17 protein-coding genes are annotated in these 19,637 nt (G+C 62.7%); 16 read left to right on the forward strand and 1 reads right to left on the reverse strand.

Translation table 11 applies throughout. The features are described from left to right. The 8 genes from rnhB (at window position 1) to ispD (ending at window position 11,246) form a co-directional block, all read left to right on the forward strand. Window positions 1-624: a ribonuclease HII gene (gene rnhB, locus KU43P_RS05890; protein ID WP_317661485.1), complete on the forward strand. Its 624-nt coding sequence runs from the start codon at window positions 1-3 to the stop codon at window positions 622-624. Window positions 625-713: 89 nt separating this feature from the next. After that, window positions 714-4,238 carry a DNA polymerase III subunit alpha gene (gene dnaE / locus KU43P_RS05895; RefSeq protein ID WP_317661487.1) on the forward strand — a complete coding sequence of 1,175 codons (3,525 nt, stop codon included), beginning with the start codon at window positions 714-716 and terminating at the stop codon, window positions 4,236-4,238. A gap of 105 nt (window positions 4,239-4,343) precedes the next feature. Next, window positions 4,344-5,291: an acetyl-CoA carboxylase carboxyltransferase subunit alpha gene (locus tag KU43P_RS05900; protein WP_003252323.1), complete on the forward strand. Its 948-nt coding sequence runs from the start codon at window positions 4,344-4,346 to the stop codon at window positions 5,289-5,291. Window positions 5,292-5,434: 143 nt separating this feature from the next. Then, a complete protein-coding gene (gene tilS / locus KU43P_RS05905) occupies window positions 5,435-6,715 on the forward strand; it encodes a tRNA lysidine(34) synthetase TilS (RefSeq protein ID WP_317661490.1) in 1,281 nt (426 codons plus the stop codon). Between the two features lie 269 nt (window positions 6,716-6,984). Continuing rightward, a complete protein-coding gene (locus KU43P_RS05910) occupies window positions 6,985-8,613 on the forward strand; it encodes a CTP synthase (protein ID WP_317661492.1) in 1,629 nt (542 codons plus the stop codon). A gap of 196 nt (window positions 8,614-8,809) precedes the next feature. Then, window positions 8,810-10,099 carry a phosphopyruvate hydratase gene (gene eno, locus KU43P_RS05915; protein WP_003252333.1) on the forward strand — a complete coding sequence of 430 codons (1,290 nt, stop codon included), beginning with the start codon at window positions 8,810-8,812 and terminating at the stop codon, window positions 10,097-10,099. A 161-nt stretch (window positions 10,100-10,260) separates the two neighbouring features. Further along, window positions 10,261-10,542: a cell division protein FtsB gene (ftsB, locus tag KU43P_RS05920; RefSeq protein WP_023534037.1), complete on the forward strand. Its 282-nt coding sequence runs from the start codon at window positions 10,261-10,263 to the stop codon at window positions 10,540-10,542. Continuing rightward, window positions 10,539-11,246: a 2-C-methyl-D-erythritol 4-phosphate cytidylyltransferase gene (gene ispD / locus KU43P_RS05925; protein WP_317661497.1), complete on the forward strand. Its 708-nt coding sequence runs from the start codon at window positions 10,539-10,541 to the stop codon at window positions 11,244-11,246. Before ftsB ends, ispD begins: the two co-directional genes overlap by 4 nt. Window positions 11,247-11,366: 120 nt before the next feature. Here the strand turns inward: ispD and KU43P_RS05930 are convergent, their stop codons facing one another. Further along, window positions 11,367-12,263 (reverse strand): LysR substrate-binding domain-containing protein, encoded by an 897-nt coding sequence (locus KU43P_RS05930; protein WP_317661499.1) that lies wholly within the window; start codon window positions 12,261-12,263, stop codon window positions 11,367-11,369. A gap of 106 nt (window positions 12,264-12,369) precedes the next feature. Between KU43P_RS05930 and KU43P_RS05935 the strand changes: the two genes are divergently transcribed. The 8 genes from KU43P_RS05935 to rpoS all read left to right on the forward strand — a co-directional run bounded on the left by KU43P_RS05935 (window position 12,370) and on the right by rpoS (window position 19,574). Beyond that, window positions 12,370-13,482 (forward strand): S-(hydroxymethyl)glutathione dehydrogenase/class III alcohol dehydrogenase, encoded by a 1,113-nt coding sequence (locus KU43P_RS05935; RefSeq protein WP_016392290.1) that lies wholly within the window; start codon window positions 12,370-12,372, stop codon window positions 13,480-13,482. 8 nt (window positions 13,483-13,490) lie between these two features. Continuing rightward, complete coding sequence (gene fghA, locus KU43P_RS05940) at window positions 13,491-14,345, forward strand: S-formylglutathione hydrolase (RefSeq protein WP_317661501.1); 855 nt, start codon at window positions 13,491-13,493, stop codon at window positions 14,343-14,345. 109 nt (window positions 14,346-14,454) lie between these two features. Continuing rightward, on the forward strand, window positions 14,455-14,928 hold the full coding sequence (ispF, locus tag KU43P_RS05945; protein WP_317661503.1) for a 2-C-methyl-D-erythritol 2,4-cyclodiphosphate synthase: 474 nt from the start codon (window positions 14,455-14,457) through the stop codon (window positions 14,926-14,928). Then, complete coding sequence (truD, locus tag KU43P_RS05950; protein ID WP_317661505.1) at window positions 14,925-15,983, forward strand: tRNA pseudouridine(13) synthase TruD; 1,059 nt, start codon at window positions 14,925-14,927, stop codon at window positions 15,981-15,983. Before ispF ends, truD begins: the two co-directional genes overlap by 4 nt. After that, window positions 15,971-16,720: a 5'/3'-nucleotidase SurE gene (surE, locus tag KU43P_RS05955; RefSeq protein WP_317661507.1), complete on the forward strand. Its 750-nt coding sequence runs from the start codon at window positions 15,971-15,973 to the stop codon at window positions 16,718-16,720. The genes truD and surE overlap by 13 nt, the downstream gene beginning before the upstream one ends. A gap of 38 nt (window positions 16,721-16,758) precedes the next feature. Further along, window positions 16,759-17,397: a protein-L-isoaspartate(D-aspartate) O-methyltransferase gene (locus tag KU43P_RS05960; protein ID WP_317663742.1), complete on the forward strand. Its 639-nt coding sequence runs from the start codon at window positions 16,759-16,761 to the stop codon at window positions 17,395-17,397. Between the two features lie 194 nt (window positions 17,398-17,591). Next, entirely contained in the window at window positions 17,592-18,458 is an 867-nt protein-coding gene (locus KU43P_RS05965) for a peptidoglycan DD-metalloendopeptidase family protein (RefSeq protein ID WP_317663743.1), read from the forward strand. Between the two features lie 108 nt (window positions 18,459-18,566). Beyond that, window positions 18,567-19,574, forward strand: a complete 1,008-nt coding sequence (gene rpoS / locus KU43P_RS05970; protein ID WP_012315872.1) for an RNA polymerase sigma factor RpoS — start codon at window positions 18,567-18,569, stop codon at window positions 19,572-19,574. Window positions 19,575-19,637 lie beyond the last annotated feature (63 nt).

Below are 19,637 nucleotides of genomic sequence, written 5' to 3' on the forward strand. Positions count from 1 at the left end.
ATGCAGATAGGACTGGATTTCAACCTGGTCGAAGACCTGGTTGCCGGTGTTGATGAAGTGGGCCGTGGCCCGCTGTGCGGCGCGGTGGTCACCGCCGCCGTGATTCTAGATCCGGCGCGGCCGATCCTTGGCCTGAACGATTCGAAGAAGCTGACCGAAGCCAAGCGTGAAGCGCTGTTCGACGAAATTTGCGAAAAGGCCCTGAGCTTTTGCATTGCGCGCGCCGAGGTGGAAGAAATCGACCGCCTGAACATTCTGCAGGCCACCATGCTGGCCATGCAGCGTGCGGTAGAAGGCTTGAGCGTTATACCCAAGCTTGCCCTGATTGACGGTAACCGCTGCCCCAAGCTGGCAGTGCCGGCGGCGCCGGTGGTCAAAGGTGACAGTCAGGTACCGGCGATCGCTGCTGCGTCGATCCTGGCCAAGGTGACCCGTGACCGGGAGATGAGCGCATTCGAGCTGATCTATCCGGGGTATGGGATCGGGGGGCACAAGGGGTATCCGACGCCGGTGCATCTGGAAGCCCTGGCGCGGTTGGGCCCTACGCCGATTCATCGGCGCTCGTTTGCACCGGTACGTGCCGCATGGGAAGCCCGTGAGGGCGTTACCGACTCCCTGATCTAGTGTCTGGGGCCGCTTGGCGGCCCCAACCCCCCCTTCGCATTTACGCTACAATCCCGCCCTTGTCGTTCAGCACTGCTACAGGATCATCCATGTCGGTTCCCTTCGTTCACCTGCGCGTCCACTCCGAATTCTCGCTGGTCGACGGCCTGGTGCGGATCAAGCCGCTGGCCAAGGCGCTGGCGGGGATGAACATGCCGGCGGTGGCGATCACCGACCAGAGCAACATGTGCTCGCTGGTGAAGTTCTACAAGACCGCCATGGGCGCCGGGGTCAAGCCGATCTGCGGTGCCGACCTGTGGCTGGCCGGGGCCGACCCGGAGGCGCCGCTGTCGCGCATCTGTTTCCTGGCCATGGACCCGAAGGGCTACCGCAACCTCACCGAGTTGATTTCGCGTGGCTGGACTGACGGCCAGCGCAATGGGTTGGTGATTCTCCAGCGCGAATGGATCGCACCGGCCAGCGAGGGGCTTATTGCCCTGTCTGCGGGCAAGGAAGGCGACATCGGCCAGGCACTGATGGCCGGCCGCAACGATGAGGCCGAAGCACTGCTGCGCGACTGGATGGGCATGTTCCCACAGCGCTTCTACGTCGAACTGCAGCGCACCAACCGTGCCGGCGACGAAGATTACGTGCATGCCGCCGTGGCCCTGGCCGACAAGCTCGGCGCGCCGCTGGTGGCGACCAACGATGTGCGCTTCATCAAGCAGTCTGACTTCGATGCCCACGAAAGCCGCGTCTGCATCGGCGAAGGCTGGACCCTGGACGACCCACGTCGCCCGCGGATGTACAGCGACCAGCAGTACCTCAAGAGTGCGCAGGAGATGGTCGAGCTGTTCAGCGACCTGCCAGACGCCATTGCCAACACGGTGGAAATTGCCAAGCGCTGCAACATCCAGGTACAGCTGGGCAAGTACTTCCTTCCCGACTTCCCGACGCCCAACGGCATGGGCATCGACGACTACTTGCGTCATGTCTCCCACGAAGGCCTTGAAGAGCGTCTGGCGGTACTCTGGCCGAAAGAGACCACGCCCAATTACGAAGAGAAGCGCCAGGTCTATCTCGACCGCCTGAAGTTCGAACTGGACATCATCATCCAGATGGGTTTCCCCGGTTACTTCCTGATCGTGATGGACTTCATCAAATGGGCCAAGAACAACGGGGTACCGGTCGGCCCTGGCCGTGGGTCGGGCGCAGGTTCCCTGGTGGCCTACGTGCTGAAGATCACCGACCTCGACCCGCTGGCCTACGACCTGCTGTTCGAGCGCTTCCTCAACCCTGAACGTATTTCCATGCCCGACTTCGACGTCGACTTCTGCATGGATGGCCGTGACCGGGTGATCGACTACGTGGCCGAAGCCTACGGCCGCAACGCGGTCAGCCAGATCATCACCTTCGGCACCATGGCCGCTAAGGCGGTGGTGCGCGACGTGGCGCGGGTGCAGGGCAAGTCATACGGTCTGGCTGACCGTCTGTCGAAGATGATCCCGTTCGAAGTGGGGATGACCCTGGAGAAGGCATACGAGCAGGAAGAGATTCTGCGCGACTTCCTCAAGGGCGACGAAGATGCCCGGGAAATCTGGGACATGGCGCTCAAGCTCGAGGGTGTCACCCGCGGTACCGGCAAGCACGCCGGTGGTGTGGTTATCGCACCCACCAAGCTGACCGATTTTTCGCCGATCGCCTGCGACGAAGAGGGCGGCGGCTTGGTAACCCAGTTCGACAAGGATGACGTGGAGGCCGCCGGCCTGGTCAAGTTCGACTTCCTCGGCCTGCGAACCCTGACCATCATCAAGTGGGCGATGGAGACGATCAACCGCGAGCAGGCCAAGAACAACCTGCCCGACGTCAATATCGACTTCATACCGCTGGATGACCGCAAGACCTACGAGCTGCTGCAGAAGGCCGAAACCACGGCGGTGTTCCAGCTTGAATCGCGCGGCATGAAAGAGCTGATCAAGAAGCTCAAGCCCGACTGCCTGGAAGACCTCATCGCACTCGTGGCGCTGTTCCGCCCCGGCCCGCTGCAGTCGGGCATGGTGGACGACTTCATCAACCGCAAGCACGGCCGCGCCGAACTGGCCTACCCGCACTCCGATTACCAGTACGAAGGCCTCAAGCCTGTACTGGCTCCGACCTACGGCATCATCCTGTACCAGGAACAGGTGATGCAGATTGCCCAGGTCATGGCCGGTTACACCCTCGGTGGCGCTGACATGCTGCGCCGGGCCATGGGCAAGAAAAAGCCCGAGGAAATGGCCAAGCAGCGCGGCGGTTTCATCGAAGGTTGTGTCGCCAACAATATCGAAGCGGACCTGGCCGGTAACATTTTCGACCTGGTGGAGAAGTTCGCCGGTTACGGCTTCAACAAGTCTCACTCCGCCGCCTACGGCCTGGTCTCCTACCAGACGGCGTGGCTGAAGACCCACTACCCAGCGCCGTTCATGGCCGCGGTGCTGTCTGCGGACATGCACAACACCGACAAGGTGGTGGTGCTGATCGAGGAAGTGCGCAGCATGAAGCTGCGCCTCGATGCACCCGACGTGAACGCCTCCGAGTTCAAGTTCACGGTCAACGACGACGGCCGCATCATCTATGGCCTGGGCGCTATCAAAGGTGTCGGTGAAGGCCCGGTGGAAGCCATCGTCGAAGCGCGCGCCCAGGGTGGGCCATTCAAGGACCTGTTCGACTTCTGCGAGCGCGTCGACCTCAAGCGGGTCAACAAGCGTACCCTCGATGCGCTGATACGCAGTGGCGCGCTGGATCGCCTCGGCCCGCACTTCCATGACGAGATCAAGGCCTACCACGCCAGCATCGACATCAACCGTGCGACCTTGCTCTCGGCCCTGGAAGAGGCCATCAAGGCTGCCGAGCAAACTGCACGCACGGCTGACAGCGGTCACGTCGACCTGTTCGGCGGCTTGTTCGTCGAGGAAGACTCCGATGTCTATGCCAACCATCGCAAGGTGCGCGAGCTGACCCTCAAGGAGCGCTTGAAGGGCGAGAAGGACACCCTCGGCGTATACCTGACCGGTCACCCGATCGATGAGTATGAAGGTGAAATCCGCCGCTTCGCTCGCCAACGCATCATCGACCTGAAACCATCGCGCGAGACGCAGACCATCGCCGGCATGATCATTGCCCTGCGGGTGATGAAGAACAAGAAGGGCGACAAGATGGGCTTCGTCACCCTCGACGACCGCTCCGGGCGCATCGAGGCATCGCTGTTCGCCGATGCCTTCATGGGCGCCCAGGCATTGTTGCAAAATGATGCAATGGTGGTGGTGGAAGGAGAGGTCAGCAACGACGATTTCTCCGGTGGCCTGCGCCTGCGCGTGAAGCAGGTGATGACCATGGAAGATGCCCGCACCAAGCTGGCCGAGAGCCTTCGCCTGAAGGTGGCCCATGATGCCCTCAAGGGCGATCGCCTGAACTGGCTGGGCGAGCTGATCACCCGCCACCGCGGTGGTTGCCCGATCACCCTCGAATACACCGGCAGCGATGCCAAGGCCATGCTGCAATTTGGCGATCAATGGTCGATCGACCCTGCCGACGGCCTGATTCAGGCGCTGCGTGACCAGTTCGGGCGTGAGAACGTCTTCCTGCAATATCGTTGAACCGACGAAATTTAATCTCGACCTGAATGCGCCTGATCCCTTAAGGTAGGGCGCCAAACGGATCAACCGGCCGGCCGCCTGGCCGTAGACCCAAGACGGATGACTATGAACCCGAATTTTCTCGATTTCGAACAGCCGATTGCCGACCTGCAAGCCAAGATCGAAGGGCTGCGCCTGGTGGGCAACGACAACTCGCTGAACATCAGCGATGAAATTGCCCGTCTGCAAGACAAGAGCAACACCCTGACCGAAAGTATCTTCGGCAACCTGACCAGCTGGCAGATCGCGCGCCTGGCTCGTCATCCACGTCGTCCATACACGTTGGACTACCTGGAGCACATCTTCACCGAATTCGAAGAGCTGCACGGCGACCGCCACTTCTCCGACGATGCCGCCATCGTCGGCGGTACAGCGCGTCTGGACGGCAAGCCAGTCATGGTGATCGGCCATCAGAAAGGCCGTGAAGTGCGCGAAAAGGTGCGCCGCAACTTCGGCATGCCGCGCCCTGAAGGCTACCGCAAGGCCTGCCGCCTGATGGAGATGGCCGAGCGCTTCAAGATGCCGATCCTGACCTTCATCGACACCCCGGGCGCCTACCCGGGCATCGACGCCGAAGAGCGCAACCAGAGCGAAGCGATTGCCTGGAACCTGCGCGTCATGGCGCGCCTTAAAACCCCGATCATCGCTACCGTGATCGGTGAAGGTGGTTCCGGCGGTGCGCTGGCCATCGGCGTGTGCGACCAGCTGAACATGCTGCAGTACTCCACCTACTCGGTGATCTCGCCGGAAGGTTGTGCCTCGATCCTGTGGAAGACCGCCGACAAGGCTGCCGATGCTGCCGAGGCCATGGGCATCACCGCCGAGCGCCTCAAGAGCCTGAACATCGTCGACAAGGTCATCCAGGAGCCGCTGGGCGGCGCCCACCGTGACCCGGCGAAGATGTCCGAAAGCATTCGTGCCGACCTGGTGCAGCAGCTGGACATGCTCGGCAAGTTCGACAACGACGCGCTATTGGCCCGTCGCTATGAGCGCCTGATGAGCTACGGCCTCTGATAGAAGGCCAGGGCCGCCCTGCGGCCCGATCGCCGGCAAGCCGGCTCCCACAGAAATCAGCGGCGACGCGTACATTGTGGGAGCCGGCTTGCCGGCGATCGGGGTGCAACGCGCCCCGGCCATCTCAAACCCTGTGAGGCCCCATGATCAACCTCACCCCCTGGCTCAACGCCCCCGCCTGGTACATCGCCTTCTCCGGCGGCCTCGACTCCACCGTCCTCCTGCACCTACTGGCCGATCACGCCCGCCGCCACGCCACGCCCCCCCTGCACGCCATCCACATCCACCACGGCCTGCAACCTGCCGCCGATACCTGGCCAGCCCACTGCAAGGCGGTCTGCGAGCGCCTGGGCATCGAACTCCGCGTCGTCCACGTCCAGGTCGCTCCCGGCGCCAGTCTCGAACAGGCCGCTCGCGATGCGCGCTATGCGGCATTTGAGCGCATCATCGGCCCCGGTGACGTGCTGTTCACCGGCCAGCACCGCGAAGACCAGGCAGAAACCCTGCTCTTTCGCCTGCTGCGGGGCACCGGCCTGCGTGGCCTGGCGGCTATGCCCACACAGCGTCAGATGGGGCAGGGTTATCTGGCCAGGCCGCTGCTGACGTGTTCACGCCAGCAATTGCATGACTATGCACAAACCCATGGGTTGGTCTGGATCGAAGACCCGTCCAACCGCGACACGGCTTTTGCCCGTAACTTCCTGCGCAACGACGTGTTCCCGCTGCTCCAGCAACGTTGGCCGCAGGCCAGCGGGAACCTGGCCCGCTGCGCCGAGCACCTGGGTGAAGCACAGGGGCTGCTCGATGAGCTGGCGGAGAATGACCTGGCAACTGCCGAGGAGGGCGCCCCCAGCGCCTGGCCCGGGCTGGACTCCCTCGACCTGGCGGCCCTTGCCGGGTTATCGCCGGCGCGTCAGCGCAATGTGTTGCAGTATTGGCTCAGCCAGCGCACCCGGTTGCCCGACGCCCGCCATTGGGCTGGCTGGGCGGACCTGCGTGATGCTGCAATAGATACCCAGCCGGTCTGGCAGCTGACAGACGGTCGCCTGCTGCGCAGTCACGGTCGGATCTGGTGGTTGAGTGGTGATTGGCTGCAGCCTACCGCAGGGCCGCAGCGCTGGCTCCAGCCTGAAATACCGCTGCCGCTGCCTGGCAACGGCAGTGTCCAGCTGCAGGGGCGCCCCGTGGGCGATCTGCATATTGCCTACCGCCAGGGCGGCGAAACGCTGGACGTTGCCGGGCGTGGCCGGCGCGATCTCAAGCGCTTGCTCAACGAGTTGCAGGTGCCGCATTTCGTGCGTCCGCGGCTGCCGTTGCTGTACCGCGGCGATCAGTTGCTGGCGGTGGCCAACCTACCCGCACTCGGGCAGGCGGATTGCCAGCTTCACTGGGTGCCGCCGACGAACGCGCAAGGTTTGAGCTGAAGGGTACATTCCGGTAGACTACCCTCCCTTCTTGATACAACTTCTGTGGGTTCCGCGAAAACACAGGAGTTGCCGATTACCAAGCAGTTTTTTGCTGGGCTGATTCTTAAAATGACGAGCGAGCTCCATGCCGGGGATTCCCCTGGTCTGTACAGACGCGGCAGTTTTTCGAGATGCACTGTGATTGACGCAGGTGATCGGGGGCTTCGGCCTTCCTTCGCTTTCTCCGGCGGCGCTGGCCGCCTTAACGCAGACTTCTAGGGTTTTTCATGACGCGCTACATATTCGTCACGGGCGGTGTTGTTTCTTCATTGGGGAAAGGCATTGCCTCGGCTTCCCTGGCGGCCATCCTGGAAGCGCGGGGGCTCAAGGTCACCATGCTCAAGCTGGATCCGTACATCAACGTCGATCCTGGCACCATGAGCCCGTTCCAGCACGGTGAGGTGTTCGTCACCCACGACGGCGCCGAGACCGACCTTGACCTGGGCCACTACGAGCGGTTCATCCGCACCACCATGACCCAGAACAACAACTTCACCACGGGCCGTATCTACGAGCACGTGCTGCGCAAGGAGCGTCGTGGTGACTACCTGGGCGCGACCATCCAGGTCATCCCGCACATCACCGACGAGATCAAGCGTCGCATCATCAAGGGCGCTGGCGATGCCGACGTGGCCCTGGTGGAAATCGGCGGTACCGTGGGTGACATCGAGTCGCAGCCGTTCCTCGAGGCAATCCGCCAGCTGCGTGTCGAAGTGGGCTCCAAGCGCGCCATGCTGATGCACCTGACGCTGGTGCCGTACATCGCCACCGCTGGCGAGACCAAGACCAAGCCGACCCAGCACTCGGTGAAGGAGCTGCGCTCCATCGGCCTGCAGCCTGACGTGCTGATCTGCCGTTCCGACCACCCGGTCGATGCCTCGTCGCGCCGCAAGATCGCGTTGTTCACCAACGTCGAAGAGCGTGCGGTCATCTCCCTGGAAGACGTCGACACCATCTACAAGATCCCGGGTGTACTGCACGCTCAGGGCCTGGACGACTTCGTCGTCGAGCGCTTCGGCCTGCAGTGCAATGGCGCCGACCTGTCCGAATGGGACAAGGTGGTCGATGCCAAGCTCAACCCTGAGCACGAAGTGACCATCGCCATGGTCGGCAAGTACATGGAGCTGCTGGATGCGTACAAGTCGCTGATCGAAGCGATGAGCCACGCCGGTATCACCAACCGTACCAAGGTCAACCTGCGCTACATCGACTCGGAAGACATCGAGAACCAGGGCACCAGCCTGCTGGAAGGCGCTGACGCCATCCTGGTACCAGGTGGTTTCGGCCTGCGCGGTGTGGAAGGCAAGATCACCGCGGTGCAGTACGCCCGTGAGAACAAGGTGCCGTACCTGGGTATCTGCCTGGGCATGCAGGTTGCCGTGATCGAGTTCGCCCGTAACGTAATGGGCTGGAAAGACGCCAACTCCACCGAGTTCGACCGCAACAGCGGCCACCCGGTCGTGGGCCTGATTACCGAGTGGGCCGATGCCACCGGTGCCGTCGAGACCCGTACCGAAGCCTCCGACCTGGGCGGCACCATGCGCCTGGGCGCGCAGGACTGCCAGCTGGCTGCCGGCTCGAAAGTGCACGACTGCTACGGCAAGGACGTGATCACCGAGCGTCACCGCCACCGCTACGAAGTCAACAACAACCTGCTGCCACAACTGGTCGACGCCGGCCTGGTGGTTTCCGGTCGTTCCGAAGACGGTGCGCTGGTTGAAGTGGTCGAGTCCAAGGATCATCCATGGTTCGTGGCTTGCCAGTTCCACCCGGAGTTCACCTCGACTCCACGTGACGGCCACCCGCTGTTCAGCGGCTTCGTCAAGGCCGCCTTGGCCCAGAAGAGCAAGGCCTGAGCCCAGGCTTTGATGAGTTTTCCGACGGTAGAAACCGCGCAAAGCTCATTTCTCGGGTAAAGTACCGCCCGTTCTGCCCCTGACCTGCCGGTCAGGGGCTGCTTCTGCCAGGCCTGCCTGCTGCATATTCGCCTGGCACAAGGCAAGAATTTCCTAAAGCTGCGTTGTTTTCGTCAATTCTGGAGTGCTTACAACAATGGCAAAAATCGTCGACATCAAAGGTCGTGAAGTTCTCGATTCGCGTGGCAACCCCACCGTGGAAGCCGATGTACTGCTCGACAACGGCATCATCGGCAGCGCGTGCGCGCCGTCCGGTGCTTCCACCGGCTCGCGCGAAGCGCTGGAGCTGCGTGATGGCGACAAGAGCCGTTACCTGGGCAAGGGCGTGCTGAAGGCAGTTGCCAACATCAACGGCCCGATCCGTGACCTGCTGCTGGGCAAGGACCCTTCCGATCAGAAGGCCCTGGACCGCGCCATGATCGAACTGGACGGTACCGAGAACAAGGCCAAGCTGGGCGCCAACGCCATCCTGGCCGTTTCCCTGGCTGCCGCCAAGGCCGCTGCCCAGGACCAGGATTTGCCGCTTTACGCGCACATCGCCAACCTCAACGGCACTCCGGGCCAGTACTCGATGCCGGTTCCGATGATGAACATCATCAACGGCGGCGAGCACGCCGACAACAACGTCGATATCCAAGAGTTCATGGTGCAGCCGGTTGGCGCCAAGACCTTCTCCGACGGCCTGCGCATGGGTACTGAAATCTTCCACCACCTCAAAGCCGTGCTGAAGGCCCGTGGCCTGAACACTGCCGTAGGTGACGAAGGTGGCTTCGCCCCGAACTTGGCCTCCAACGAAGACGCTCTGGGCGCCATCGCCGAAGCCGTGGAAAAAGCGGGCTACAAGCTGGGCACCGACGTAACCCTGGCCCTGGACTGCGCGGCTTCCGAATTCTACGAAGACGGCAAGTACAACCTGTCCGGTGAAGGCAAGTCGTTCGACGCCGAAGGTTTCGCCGACTACCTGAAAGGCCTGACCGAGCGCTTCCCGATCATCTCGATCGAAGACGGCCTGGACGAGTCCGACTGGGCTGGCTGGAAGATCCTGACCGACAAGATCGGTGAAAAGGTGCAGCTGGTCGGTGACGACCTGTTCGTGACCAACACCAAGATCCTCAAGGAAGGCATCGAGAAGGGCATTGGTAACTCGATCCTGATCAAGTTCAACCAGATCGGCTCGCTGACCGAAACCCTGGAAGCCATCCAGATGGCCAAGGCTGCCGGCTACACCGCGGTGATCTCGCACCGTTCCGGTGAAACCGAAGACTCGACCATTGCCGACCTGGCCGTGGGTACCGCTGCCGGCCAGATCAAGACTGGCTCGCTGTGCCGCTCCGACCGCGTTTCCAAGTACAACCAGCTGCTGCGCATCGAAGAGCAACTGGGCGCCAAAGCGGTTTACCGTGGTCGTGCCGAGTTTCGCGGCTAAGCAAGAGATGGTAAAAAGACAGCAGCCGAGGCTGTCGGAACTTTCGTGCTGAAATTTCCGACGCTTCAAGCGGGTTTCTGTCGACGAAGCCTGGCCTCGGCCAGGCTTCGTGCTATTTGAGACCTGCCCGGTGCGGCGGTCTTTTTAACCTGGATACCTTGATGCGCAGTCCCTATTGGTTGTTCCTTGTCCTGCTCCTGCTGCTCGGTGGCCTGCAGTACCGCCTTTGGGTGGGTAACGGCAGCCTGGCGCAAGTGGCAGAGCTCAAGCAGCAGATCGACGAGCAGCATGCCGAGAACGAGCGGCTGCTGGAACGTAACCGCGTGCTCGACGCCGAGGTGCTGGAGCTGAAGAAAGGTATGGAGACCGTGGAAGAACGGGCTCGTCATGAATTGGGAATGGTCAAAGAGGGCGAAACCCTCTTCCAGCTGCCGCAAAAATGAATGAAATGCTACCGGCCTTCTGGGCCGTGATTCCTGCCGCGGGCGTTGGTGCCCGCATGGCTGCCGACCGCCCCAAGCAATACCTGGAGCTGGCCGGACAGACGATTCTCGAGCACAGTCTCGACTGTTTTCTTGGCCATCCCACGCTCAAGGGCGTGGTGGTCAGCATTGCCGAAGACGACCCTTATTGGCCGGGCCTGCGCTGCGCCAGCGATCCGCGCATCCAGTGTGCCCCGGGTGGGCGTGAGCGCGCCGATTCGGTGTTGAATGCCTTGCTGCTGCTGCATGCCCAGGGGGCAGCGGACAGCGACTGGGTGCTGGTTCACGATGCGGCGCGGCCGAACCTGGCGCGCACGGATCTTGACCGTTTGTTGTCGGATTTGGCTGACGATCCGGTTGGGGGGCTCTTGGCAGTGCCTGCCCGGGATACGCTCAAGCGTGCGGATGCCAAGGGGCGTGTCAGCGCCACGGTGGACCGCAGCACCATCTGGCAGGCCTATACGCCACAGATGTTCCGCCTGGGCGCCTTGCACCGGGCCCTGGCCGAGTGCCTGGTGTCCGATGTGGTGGTGACCGACGAGGCCTCTGCCATCGAATGGTCCGGGCAGGCGCCGCGGTTGATCGAAGGGCGCAGCGACAATATCAAGGTGACCCGGCCGGAAGACCTGGAGTGGTTGCGCCAGCGTTGGGCTGGGCGTCGCTGAAGTTGCCGGGCCCGCTTTGCGGGCCAATCGCCGGCAAGCCGGCTCCCACAGGATCACCGCTACCTCTTTGTGGGAGCCGGCTTGCCGGCGATTGGGCCGCATAGCGGCCCCGGCAGATCATCAGCCCCCCCGATATTCGGGCAGCCCCGCCAGCCCTTCCTTCAGATAGTCCACCAACCGCCGAACCTTCGGCGAAAGGTGCCGCTGTTGCGGATACAGTGCCCACACCGCCGTGTTCGGCGGCTGATGCGACTCCAGTAGCGACACCAGCGCACCACTGTTCAGATGCTCCAGCACGTAATAGTCCGGCAACTGGCACAACCCCATCCCCTGCAACGCCGCATCCAACACGGCCTGCCCGCTGTTGCAGCGCCAGTTGCCCTGCACCCGCTGACTGATTTCACGGCCATCCTGCTGCAGTGCCCACAGGTCGGAGCTCCCCACCAGGCAGTTGTGCCTGGCCAACTCCGACAGGCTATGCGGCCGGCCATAACGCTCCAGGTATGCAGGCGAGGCGCACAGGTACATGCGCCGCGGCGCCAGCCGTGTGGCCACTAGCCGTGAGTCGGCGAGCCGGCCCAGGCGGATGGCCAGGTCCATGCCTTCGTGCAACAGGTCCAGGGTGCGATTGCTCAGTTCCACCTCGACCCGCAACTGTGGGTACAGCGCCATGAAGCGTGTCACCAATGGCACGATGAAGCGCTCGCCATAGGCCACCGCGCAGGTCATGCGCAGCAATCCCTTGGGTTCGCTGGCCAGGTCGCCCATGGCTCGCAGGGCTTCCTCGCGGCCGTCCTGCAGGCGCTGACAGTGTTGCAGGAAGGTCTGCCCGGCCTCGCTCAAGGTCACACGTCGAGTGCTGCGGTACAGCAGTCGGGTTTGCAGGCGCTCTTCCAGGCGGGCGATCTGACGGCTGATGTGCGACGAGGACACACCCAGGCGCTCGGCCGCCGCCGTGAATTGGCCGGACTCGGCCACGGCGACGAACTCGTCGATCCCTTCCCAGCGACTGCTCATTGATTATCCCTGTGCAGCAATAATGTTTTGTCTTGGCCTGGATTATTCATCAAATTAGCATGAATTACACTGCAGGACTGAATCGAACCCCTGCCTGGAGATCCCCATGATCAAGTCCCGTGCTGCCGTTGCCTTCGAGGCCAAGAAACCCCTGGAAATCGTCGAAGTGGACGTGGCCATGCCGAAGGCTGGCGAAGTGCTGCTGCGTGTGGTGGCCAGCGGTGTGTGCCATACCGATGCCTATACGCTGTCCGGCGCAGACCCTGAAGGTATCTTCCCGTCGATCCTTGGTCATGAAGGTGGTGCAATCGTCGAGGCGGTGGGCGAGGGCGTTACTTCGGTGGCAGTCGGCGACCACGTGATCCCGCTCTACACCCCCGAATGCGGGCAGTGCAAGTTCTGCCGCTCCGGCAAGACCAACCTGTGCCAGGCCATTCGCGCCACCCAGGGCAAGGGCCTGATGCCCGACGGCACCACGCGTTTTTCCTACAAGGGCCAGCAACTGTTCCACTACATGGGCACTTCGACCTTCTCCGAGTACACCGTGCTGCCGGAAATTTCCGTGGCCAAGATCCAGAAGGAAGCCCCGCTGGAGAAGGTCTGCCTGCTCGGTTGCGGCGTCACCACCGGTATCGGTGCGGTGCTCAACACCGCCAAGGTCAAGCCGGGTGACACCGTGGCCATCTTCGGCCTGGGCGGCATCGGCCTGTCGGCCGTGATCGGCGCGGTCAAGGCCAAGGCCTCGCGCATCATCGCCATCGACATCAACCCGGCCAAGTTCGAGATCGCTCGCCAGCTGGGCGCTACCGACTGCATCAACCCGAAAGACTACGACCGCCCGATCCAGGAAGTGATCGTCGACCTCACCGACGGTGGCGTGGACTTCTCCTTCGAGTGCATCGGCAATGTGCAACTGATGCGCGCGGCACTGGAATGCTGCCACAAGGGCTGGGGCGAGTCGGTGATCATCGGCGTCGCCGGTGCCGGCCAGGAAATCGCCACGCGCCCGTTCCAGTTGGTGACCGGCCGCGTCTGGCGCGGTTCGGCGTTCGGTGGGGTGCGTGGCCGCAGCGAGCTGCCGAGCTATGTTGAAATGTCCGAGAAGGGCGAGATTCCGCTGGATACCTTCATCACCCACACCATGGGCCTGGAAGACATCAATAAAGCCTTCGACCTGATGCACGAAGGCAAGAGCATCCGTAGCGTGATCCACTTCTGAGGTCCGTCATGAGCCTGGATAACATTTCCTGTCAGAAGAGCTTCGGCGGCTGGCACAAGCGTTACCGGCATCACGCCAAGGTGCTGGGCTGCGACATGGTGTTCGCCGTCTACCTGCCGCCGCAGGCCGAGCTGGGCGAGAAGCTGCCGGTGCTGTACTGGCTGAGCGGTCTCACCTGTACCGATGAGAACTTCATGCAGAAGGCCGGCGCCCAGCGCCTGGCTGCCGAGCTGGGCCTGATCATCGTCGCCCCCGACACCAGCCCGCGTGGCGAGCAGGTGCCGGGCGACCCGGACGGTGCCTGGGATTTCGGTCTTGGTGCCGGCTTCTACCTCAATGCCACCCAGCAGCCGTGGGCGCAGCATTACCGCATGCACGACTATGTGGTGCAGGAGCTGCCAGCGCTGATCGAGGCGCACTTCCCGGCGTCCGGCCAGCGCAGCATCAGCGGCCACTCCATGGGTGGGCATGGCGCACTGGTGTGCGCCTTGCGCAACCCGGGACGCTACCGCTCGGTGTCGGCGTTCTCGCCGATCAGCAACCCCGTGGACTGCCCCTGGGGCGAGAAGGCCTTCAGCCGTTACCTGGGTGAAGACCGTGCTCGTTGGCGCGAGTGGGATGCCAGCGTGCTGCTGGCCGAGACACCGGCAGGCGAGTGCCCACCGTTGCTGGTGGACCAAGGTGACCGTGATGACTTCCTCGAGAAGCAGCTCAAGCCTGAAGCATTGGAGCAGGCGGCACGCAAAGGCGGGCATGAACTGACCTTGCGTTTGCAGCCTGGCTACGATCACAGCTACTACTTCATCGCCAGCTTCATCGACGAGCACCTGCGCCATCATGCAATGGCATTAGGCCGGCTGTAACACCCCAACCGGTGTGGGGGCCGGCTCGCCGGCGAAGGGGCTGCGAAGCAGCCCCATTACCGCATAAAGCAGGTAGAATCACGCCCTGACTCAATCAGGGCGTTTTTCTATGCGTATTGGCCACGGCTACGATGTGCACCGTTTCTGCGACGGTGATTTCATTACCCTGGGTGGGGTGCGTATCCCTCACAAATACGGCCTCCTGGCCCATTCCGACGGCGACGTGCTGTTGCACGCCCTGAGCGATGCCTTGCTTGGCGCTGCGGCGCTGGGTGATATCGGCAAGCATTTCCCCGACACCGATCCGCAGTTCAAGGGCGCCGACAGCCGCGCACTGCTGCGTCACGTGGTCGCAATCGTCAAGGCCAAGGGCTGGCAGGTCGGCAACGTCGACGCCACCATCGTCGCCCAGGCGCCGAAGATGGCCCCGCATATCGAAACCATGCGAGAAATGATCGCCGAAGACCTGCAAGTCGAACTGGACCAGGTCAACGTCAAGGCCACCACTACCGAGAAGCTCGGCTTCACGGGCCGCGAGGAGGGCATCGCCGTGCATTCGGTCGCCCTGCTGCTGCCAGCATGACCGAACTGGAACTGCTGGGCCCGCGTTCATCGGGTGAATCCCTCGGCACCGCTGTGCTCAAGGCTGTGGCGGAAGACTTTCAGGTCGACGAAGTGTTGGACATTCCGTTGTCCGGCCAGGGCGAACACCTGTGGTTGTGGGTCGAGAAGCGCGACCTGAACACCGAGGAAGCGGCGCGCCGCCTCGCACGTGCTGCCGGCGTGCCGGTGCGTTCGATCAGCTACGCCGGCCTCAAGGATCGCCAGGCCCTGACCCGTCAATGGTTCAGCCTGCACCTGCCGGGCAAGGCCGACCCCGATCTTACGCGTGCAGAAGACGAGACCTTGCGCGTGCTCAAGCAGGTGCGCCACCAGCGCAAACTGCAACGCGGCGCCCATTCGGCGAACGGCTTCACCCTGCGTCTGACCGCACTGGCGGCTGATCGGCAGGCCCTTGATGCTCGGCTGGAGTCGATCAAGCAGCACGGCGTGCCGAACTACTTCGGTAGCCAGCGTTTCGGCCATGGCGGCGGCAACGTCCACGATGCCCAGGATTGGGCTGCGCGCAAGGCCCTGCCAGAGCAACGCAACGTGCGTTCGCGGCTACTTTCGGCGGCACGCAGCTATGTGTTCAACCAGGTGCTGGCGGCACGCGTTGCCGATGGAAGCTGGCAGCGCGCGCAGGTGGGCGACCTCCTGGCGTTCACCGACAGCCGCAGTTTCTTTTCGGCAGGCGAAGAGGAATGTTCCGATCCGCGTCTGGCCATTCTCGACTTGCACCCGACCGGCCCGATGTGGGGCGAAGGCCCTTCGCCTGCGGCTGGCGCGACCTCGGCGCTGGAGTCGGCAATCGCCGAGCAGCACCCGACACTGTGCCAATGGCTGGCCAATGCGGGCATGAGTCACGAACGGCGAATCCTCCGGCTCCCTATTGGCGGCCTGACGTGGCATTATCCCGAGCCTGATATCCTGCAACTGGAATTCGTCCTTCCGGCCGGATGCTTCGCCACCGTGGTGGTGCGCGAACTCGTCGATCTGGTGCCGGCAGGGCAGACGGACAGCCCATGCGTATTCTGATTTCGAATGACGACGGTGTTACGGCACCAGGCCTCGCCGCACTTCACGGTGCGCTGGCGGATTATGCCGAGTGCGTGGTAATCGCCCCGGACCAAGACAAGAGCGGTGCCGGCAGTTCGCTGACGCTGGACCGGCCGCTGCACCCGCAAACCTTGGCCAATGGTTTCATCAGCCTCAATGGCACGCCCACCGATTGCGTGCACCTTGGGCTCAACGGCTTGCTGCCGGAACCCCCTGACATGGTGGTTTCCGGCATCAATCTGGGCGCCAACCTGGGCGATGACGTGATCTATTCCGGTACGGTGGCCGCCGCGCTGGAAGGCCGCTTCCTGGGGGGCACTTCGCTGGCGTTTTCGCTACTGTCGCGCCTGCCCGACAACCTGCCGACCGCAGCTTTCATCGCGCGTCGCCTGGTGGAAGCGCAGTCGCGCCTGGAGCTGCCGCCGCGTACCGTGCTCAACGTCAACATCCCCAACCTGCCACTGGAGCACATCCGTGGCATCCAGCTCACCCGCCTCGGTCATCGGGCGCGGGCGGCGGCGCCAACCAAGGTGGTCAACCCGCGTGGCAAGGAAGGGTACTGGATTGCCGTGGCCGGCGATGCCGAGGATGGCGGGCCTGGCACCGACTTCCATGCGGTCATGCAGGGCTACGTGTCGATCACCCCGTTGCAGCTGGATCGCACCTTCAACGATGCCTTCGAGCAGCTCGACGGTTGGTTGGAGGGCCTGCTCTGATGCGCGAACAGGACGATCTGCAGCGTCGTGGTATCGGCATGACCTCCCAGCGTACCCGGGAGCGGCTGATCCAGCGCCTGAGCGAGGAAGGGGTGTCCAACCCCAAGGTGCTCGACGCCATCCGCCGTACCCCGCGCCATCTGTTCGTCGATGAGGCCCTCGCCCATCGCGCCTATGAAGACACCGCGTTGCCGATCGGCCACAACCAGACCATCTCTCAACCGTTCATGGTCGCGCACATGAGCGAACTGTTGCTGGAGGCTGGTCCACTGGACAAGGTGCTGGAGATCGGCACGGGCTCGGGCTACCAGACCGCTATCCTGGCCCAGCTGGTCGAGCGAGTGTTCTCGGTGGAGCGGATCAAGGTGCTGCAGGACCGGGCCAAGGAGCGCCTGGTCGAGCTCAACCTGCGCAACGTGGTGTTCCGCTGGGGTGACGGTTGCGATGGCTGGCAGGCGTTGGCGCCGTACAACGGCATCATCGTCACCGCTGTGGCACCGGAAGTGCCGCAGGCGTTGCTCGATCAACTGGCACCGGGCGGCCGCATGGTGATCCCGGTGGGGCCGGCTGGCGAGGTACAGCAACTGATGCTGATCGTCCGCGAAGAGCAGGGCTTTTCCCGGCGAGTACTGGGGGCGGTGCGCTTCGTGCCGTTGCTCAACGGCCCACTGGCCTGACCTCGGCGGAATATTTCCAGCGGCGACGAATTCTTGCCGTTTCGCCCTGTCTATCTGGCGGGGTGCGCCTGCGCCGCATCGCTTCGGCCAGGCCTTCGCCGCCCGCCTCACAGAGACGGCGGGCTCGGTTATAATTGCAACAATATTGCATTTCTTGTCGTTTTATCGATTTCGGCACCATGAGGGGAGCGCGGGTGGGGCACACAGTCATTCGGCAGCGCAAGGATCGGTCGGGTTTCACGCTTCTGGTGATTGCTCTGGCCATGGGCACCCTGCTGACAGGTTGCTCGAGCAGCAGCACGAGCGGCTCAAGTGGTGCGCGTGTGGTCGACCGCAACAATGCGGCGCCCAAGCGGCCAGCCGTGACCTCTGGCCAATACATCGTCAAGCCTGGCGACACCCTGTTCTCCATCGCCTTTCGCTATGGCTGGGATTACAAGGAGCTTGCCGCACGCAATGGCATCGCCGCTCCGTATACCATCCGCCCAGGCCAGGCCATACGCTTCAGCAGCGCCTCCACAGGCACCACCACGGTAGTCTCAAGCCCGTCGTCCTCGAGCAAGACCACGGTCATTCGTCGGCCTGTAGGCGCGCCTATCACCCCACCCGCCAGCGGCGTAAAGCCGGCGCCAACAACACCCGCCACGCCTACCCCGGTGGTTACCACGGTGCCCGCCGCAGAGCGCGTGGTAGGGGGCTGGACCTGGCCTGCCAATGGCGTGCTGATTGGAAAATTCGCTTCAAACGGTAGTTTGAATAAAGGCATTGATATCGCCGGTGATTTGGGACAGCCTGTTTTTGCTGCGTCTGATGGTGCGGTGGTCTACGCCGGGAGTGGCTTGAGGGGCTACGGCGAGCTGATCATCATCAAGCATAGCGACACCTACGTCAGTGCCTACGGCCACAACCGCAGGCTGTTGGTTCGGGAGGGGCAGCAGGTCAAGGCAGGGCAGTCGATTGCTGAAATGGGGTCTACGGGCACTGATCGGGTGAAGCTGCATTTCGAGATTCGCCGCCAGGGCAAACCCGTCGATCCGCTCCAGTTCCTGCCACGTCGTTGACCTTTGTACCCGGCCTGTTCCTGTGATGTAGAGGGGACAGGCTCCAGCGCTGCCAGGGACACAGGCGCCGCTCGAGTCTGAGTTCGAACTCAGCAAAGGACTATAACAATGGCTCTCAATAAAGAAGCGCCGGAGTTTGACATCGACGATGACGTCCTCCTGATGGAGACGGGTATCGTTTTGGAAACGGATGTGGTGTCAGACGAACCTGCTGTACCGTCGGTTCGGACCAGGGCCAAATCAGGCTCTACGCTAAAGCAACACAAGTACATCGATTACAGCCGGGCGCTAGATGCCACCCAGTTGTATCTCAACGAGATTGGTTTCTCGCCTCTGCTTTCGCCGGAAGAGGAAGTGCACTTTGCGCGTTTGTCGCAAAAGGGCGATCCCGCTGGCCGCAAGCGCATGATCGAAAGCAACCTGCGCCTGGTTGTGAAAATCGCCCGTCGTTACGTGAACCGTGGCCTGTCGCTGCTCGACCTGATCGAGGAAGGCAACCTGGGGTTGATCCGTGCAGTCGAGAAGTTCGACCCGGAGCGTGGTTTCCGCTTCTCGACCTATGCGACCTGGTGGATTCGCCAGACCATCGAGCGGGCAATCATGAACCAGACTCGCACCATTCGCCTGCCGATCCATGTGGTCAAGGAGCTCAACGTATACCTGCGTGCTGCGCGGGAGTTGACCCAGAAACTCGATCACGAACCCTCGCCGGAAGAAATCGCCACCTTGCTGGAAAAACCCGTTGCCGAGGTCAAGCGCATGCTCGGTCTCAACGAGCGGGTATCGTCGGTGGATGTGTCCCTCGGGCCGGATTCGGACAAGACTCTGCTCGATACCCTGACCGACGATCGTCCAACCGATCCGTGCGAGTTGCTGCAGGACGACGACCTGTCGCAGAGCATCGATCAGTGGTTGGGTGAGCTGACCGACAAGCAGCGCGAAGTGGTGGTGCGCCGTTTCGGACTGCGTGGCCATGAGAGCAGCACACTGGAGGATGTGGGCCTGGAGATTGGCCTGACCCGCGAGCGTGTAAGGCAGATTCAGGTAGAAGGGCTCAAGCGCCTGCGCGAGATCCTGGAGAAGAATGGCCTGTCCAGCGAGTCGCTGTTCCAGTAGTTCTAACCCCGTGTACAAAACGCCCCGATGACCTCGGGGCGTTTTTGTTTGCACGCATCTTTA

Origin of the sequence: Pseudomonas sp. KU43P (assembly GCF_033095865.1) — a bacterium.
Lineage (GTDB): Bacteria > Pseudomonadota > Gammaproteobacteria > Pseudomonadales > Pseudomonadaceae > Aquipseudomonas.

What these genes read in the sequence shown, in the direction of transcription:
- fghA (WP_317661501.1), top strand. Translation starts at nt 13,491, where the DNA reads ATGAGCCTGGATAACATTTCCTGTCAGAAGAGCTTCGGCGGCTGGCAC.
- rnhB (WP_317661485.1), top strand. Translation starts at nt 1, where the DNA reads ATGCAGATAGGACTGGATTTCAACCTGGTCGAAGACCTGGTTGCCGGT.
- truD (WP_317661505.1), top strand. Translation starts at nt 14,925, where the DNA reads ATGACCGAACTGGAACTGCTGGGCCCGCGTTCATCGGGTGAATCCCTC.
- ispD (WP_317661497.1), top strand. Translation starts at nt 10,539, where the DNA reads ATGAATGAAATGCTACCGGCCTTCTGGGCCGTGATTCCTGCCGCGGGC.
- tilS (WP_317661490.1), top strand. Translation starts at nt 5,435, where the DNA reads ATGATCAACCTCACCCCCTGGCTCAACGCCCCCGCCTGGTACATCGCC.
- KU43P_RS05935 (WP_016392290.1), top strand. Translation starts at nt 12,370, where the DNA reads ATGATCAAGTCCCGTGCTGCCGTTGCCTTCGAGGCCAAGAAACCCCTG.
- KU43P_RS05910 (WP_317661492.1), top strand. Translation starts at nt 6,985, where the DNA reads ATGACGCGCTACATATTCGTCACGGGCGGTGTTGTTTCTTCATTGGGG.
- rpoS (WP_012315872.1), top strand. Translation starts at nt 18,567, where the DNA reads ATGGCTCTCAATAAAGAAGCGCCGGAGTTTGACATCGACGATGACGTC.
- ispF (WP_317661503.1), top strand. Translation starts at nt 14,455, where the DNA reads ATGCGTATTGGCCACGGCTACGATGTGCACCGTTTCTGCGACGGTGAT.
- KU43P_RS05930 (WP_317661499.1), bottom strand. Translation starts at nt 12,263, where the DNA reads ATGAGCAGTCGCTGGGAAGGGATCGACGAGTTCGTCGCCGTGGCCGAG.
- KU43P_RS05900 (WP_003252323.1), top strand. Translation starts at nt 4,344, where the DNA reads ATGAACCCGAATTTTCTCGATTTCGAACAGCCGATTGCCGACCTGCAA.
- ftsB (WP_023534037.1), top strand. Translation starts at nt 10,261, where the DNA reads ATGCGCAGTCCCTATTGGTTGTTCCTTGTCCTGCTCCTGCTGCTCGGT.
- dnaE (WP_317661487.1), top strand. Translation starts at nt 714, where the DNA reads ATGTCGGTTCCCTTCGTTCACCTGCGCGTCCACTCCGAATTCTCGCTG.
- KU43P_RS05960 (WP_317663742.1), top strand. Translation starts at nt 16,759, where the DNA reads ATGACCTCCCAGCGTACCCGGGAGCGGCTGATCCAGCGCCTGAGCGAG.
- eno (WP_003252333.1), top strand. Translation starts at nt 8,810, where the DNA reads ATGGCAAAAATCGTCGACATCAAAGGTCGTGAAGTTCTCGATTCGCGT.
- surE (WP_317661507.1), top strand. Translation starts at nt 15,971, where the DNA reads ATGCGTATTCTGATTTCGAATGACGACGGTGTTACGGCACCAGGCCTC.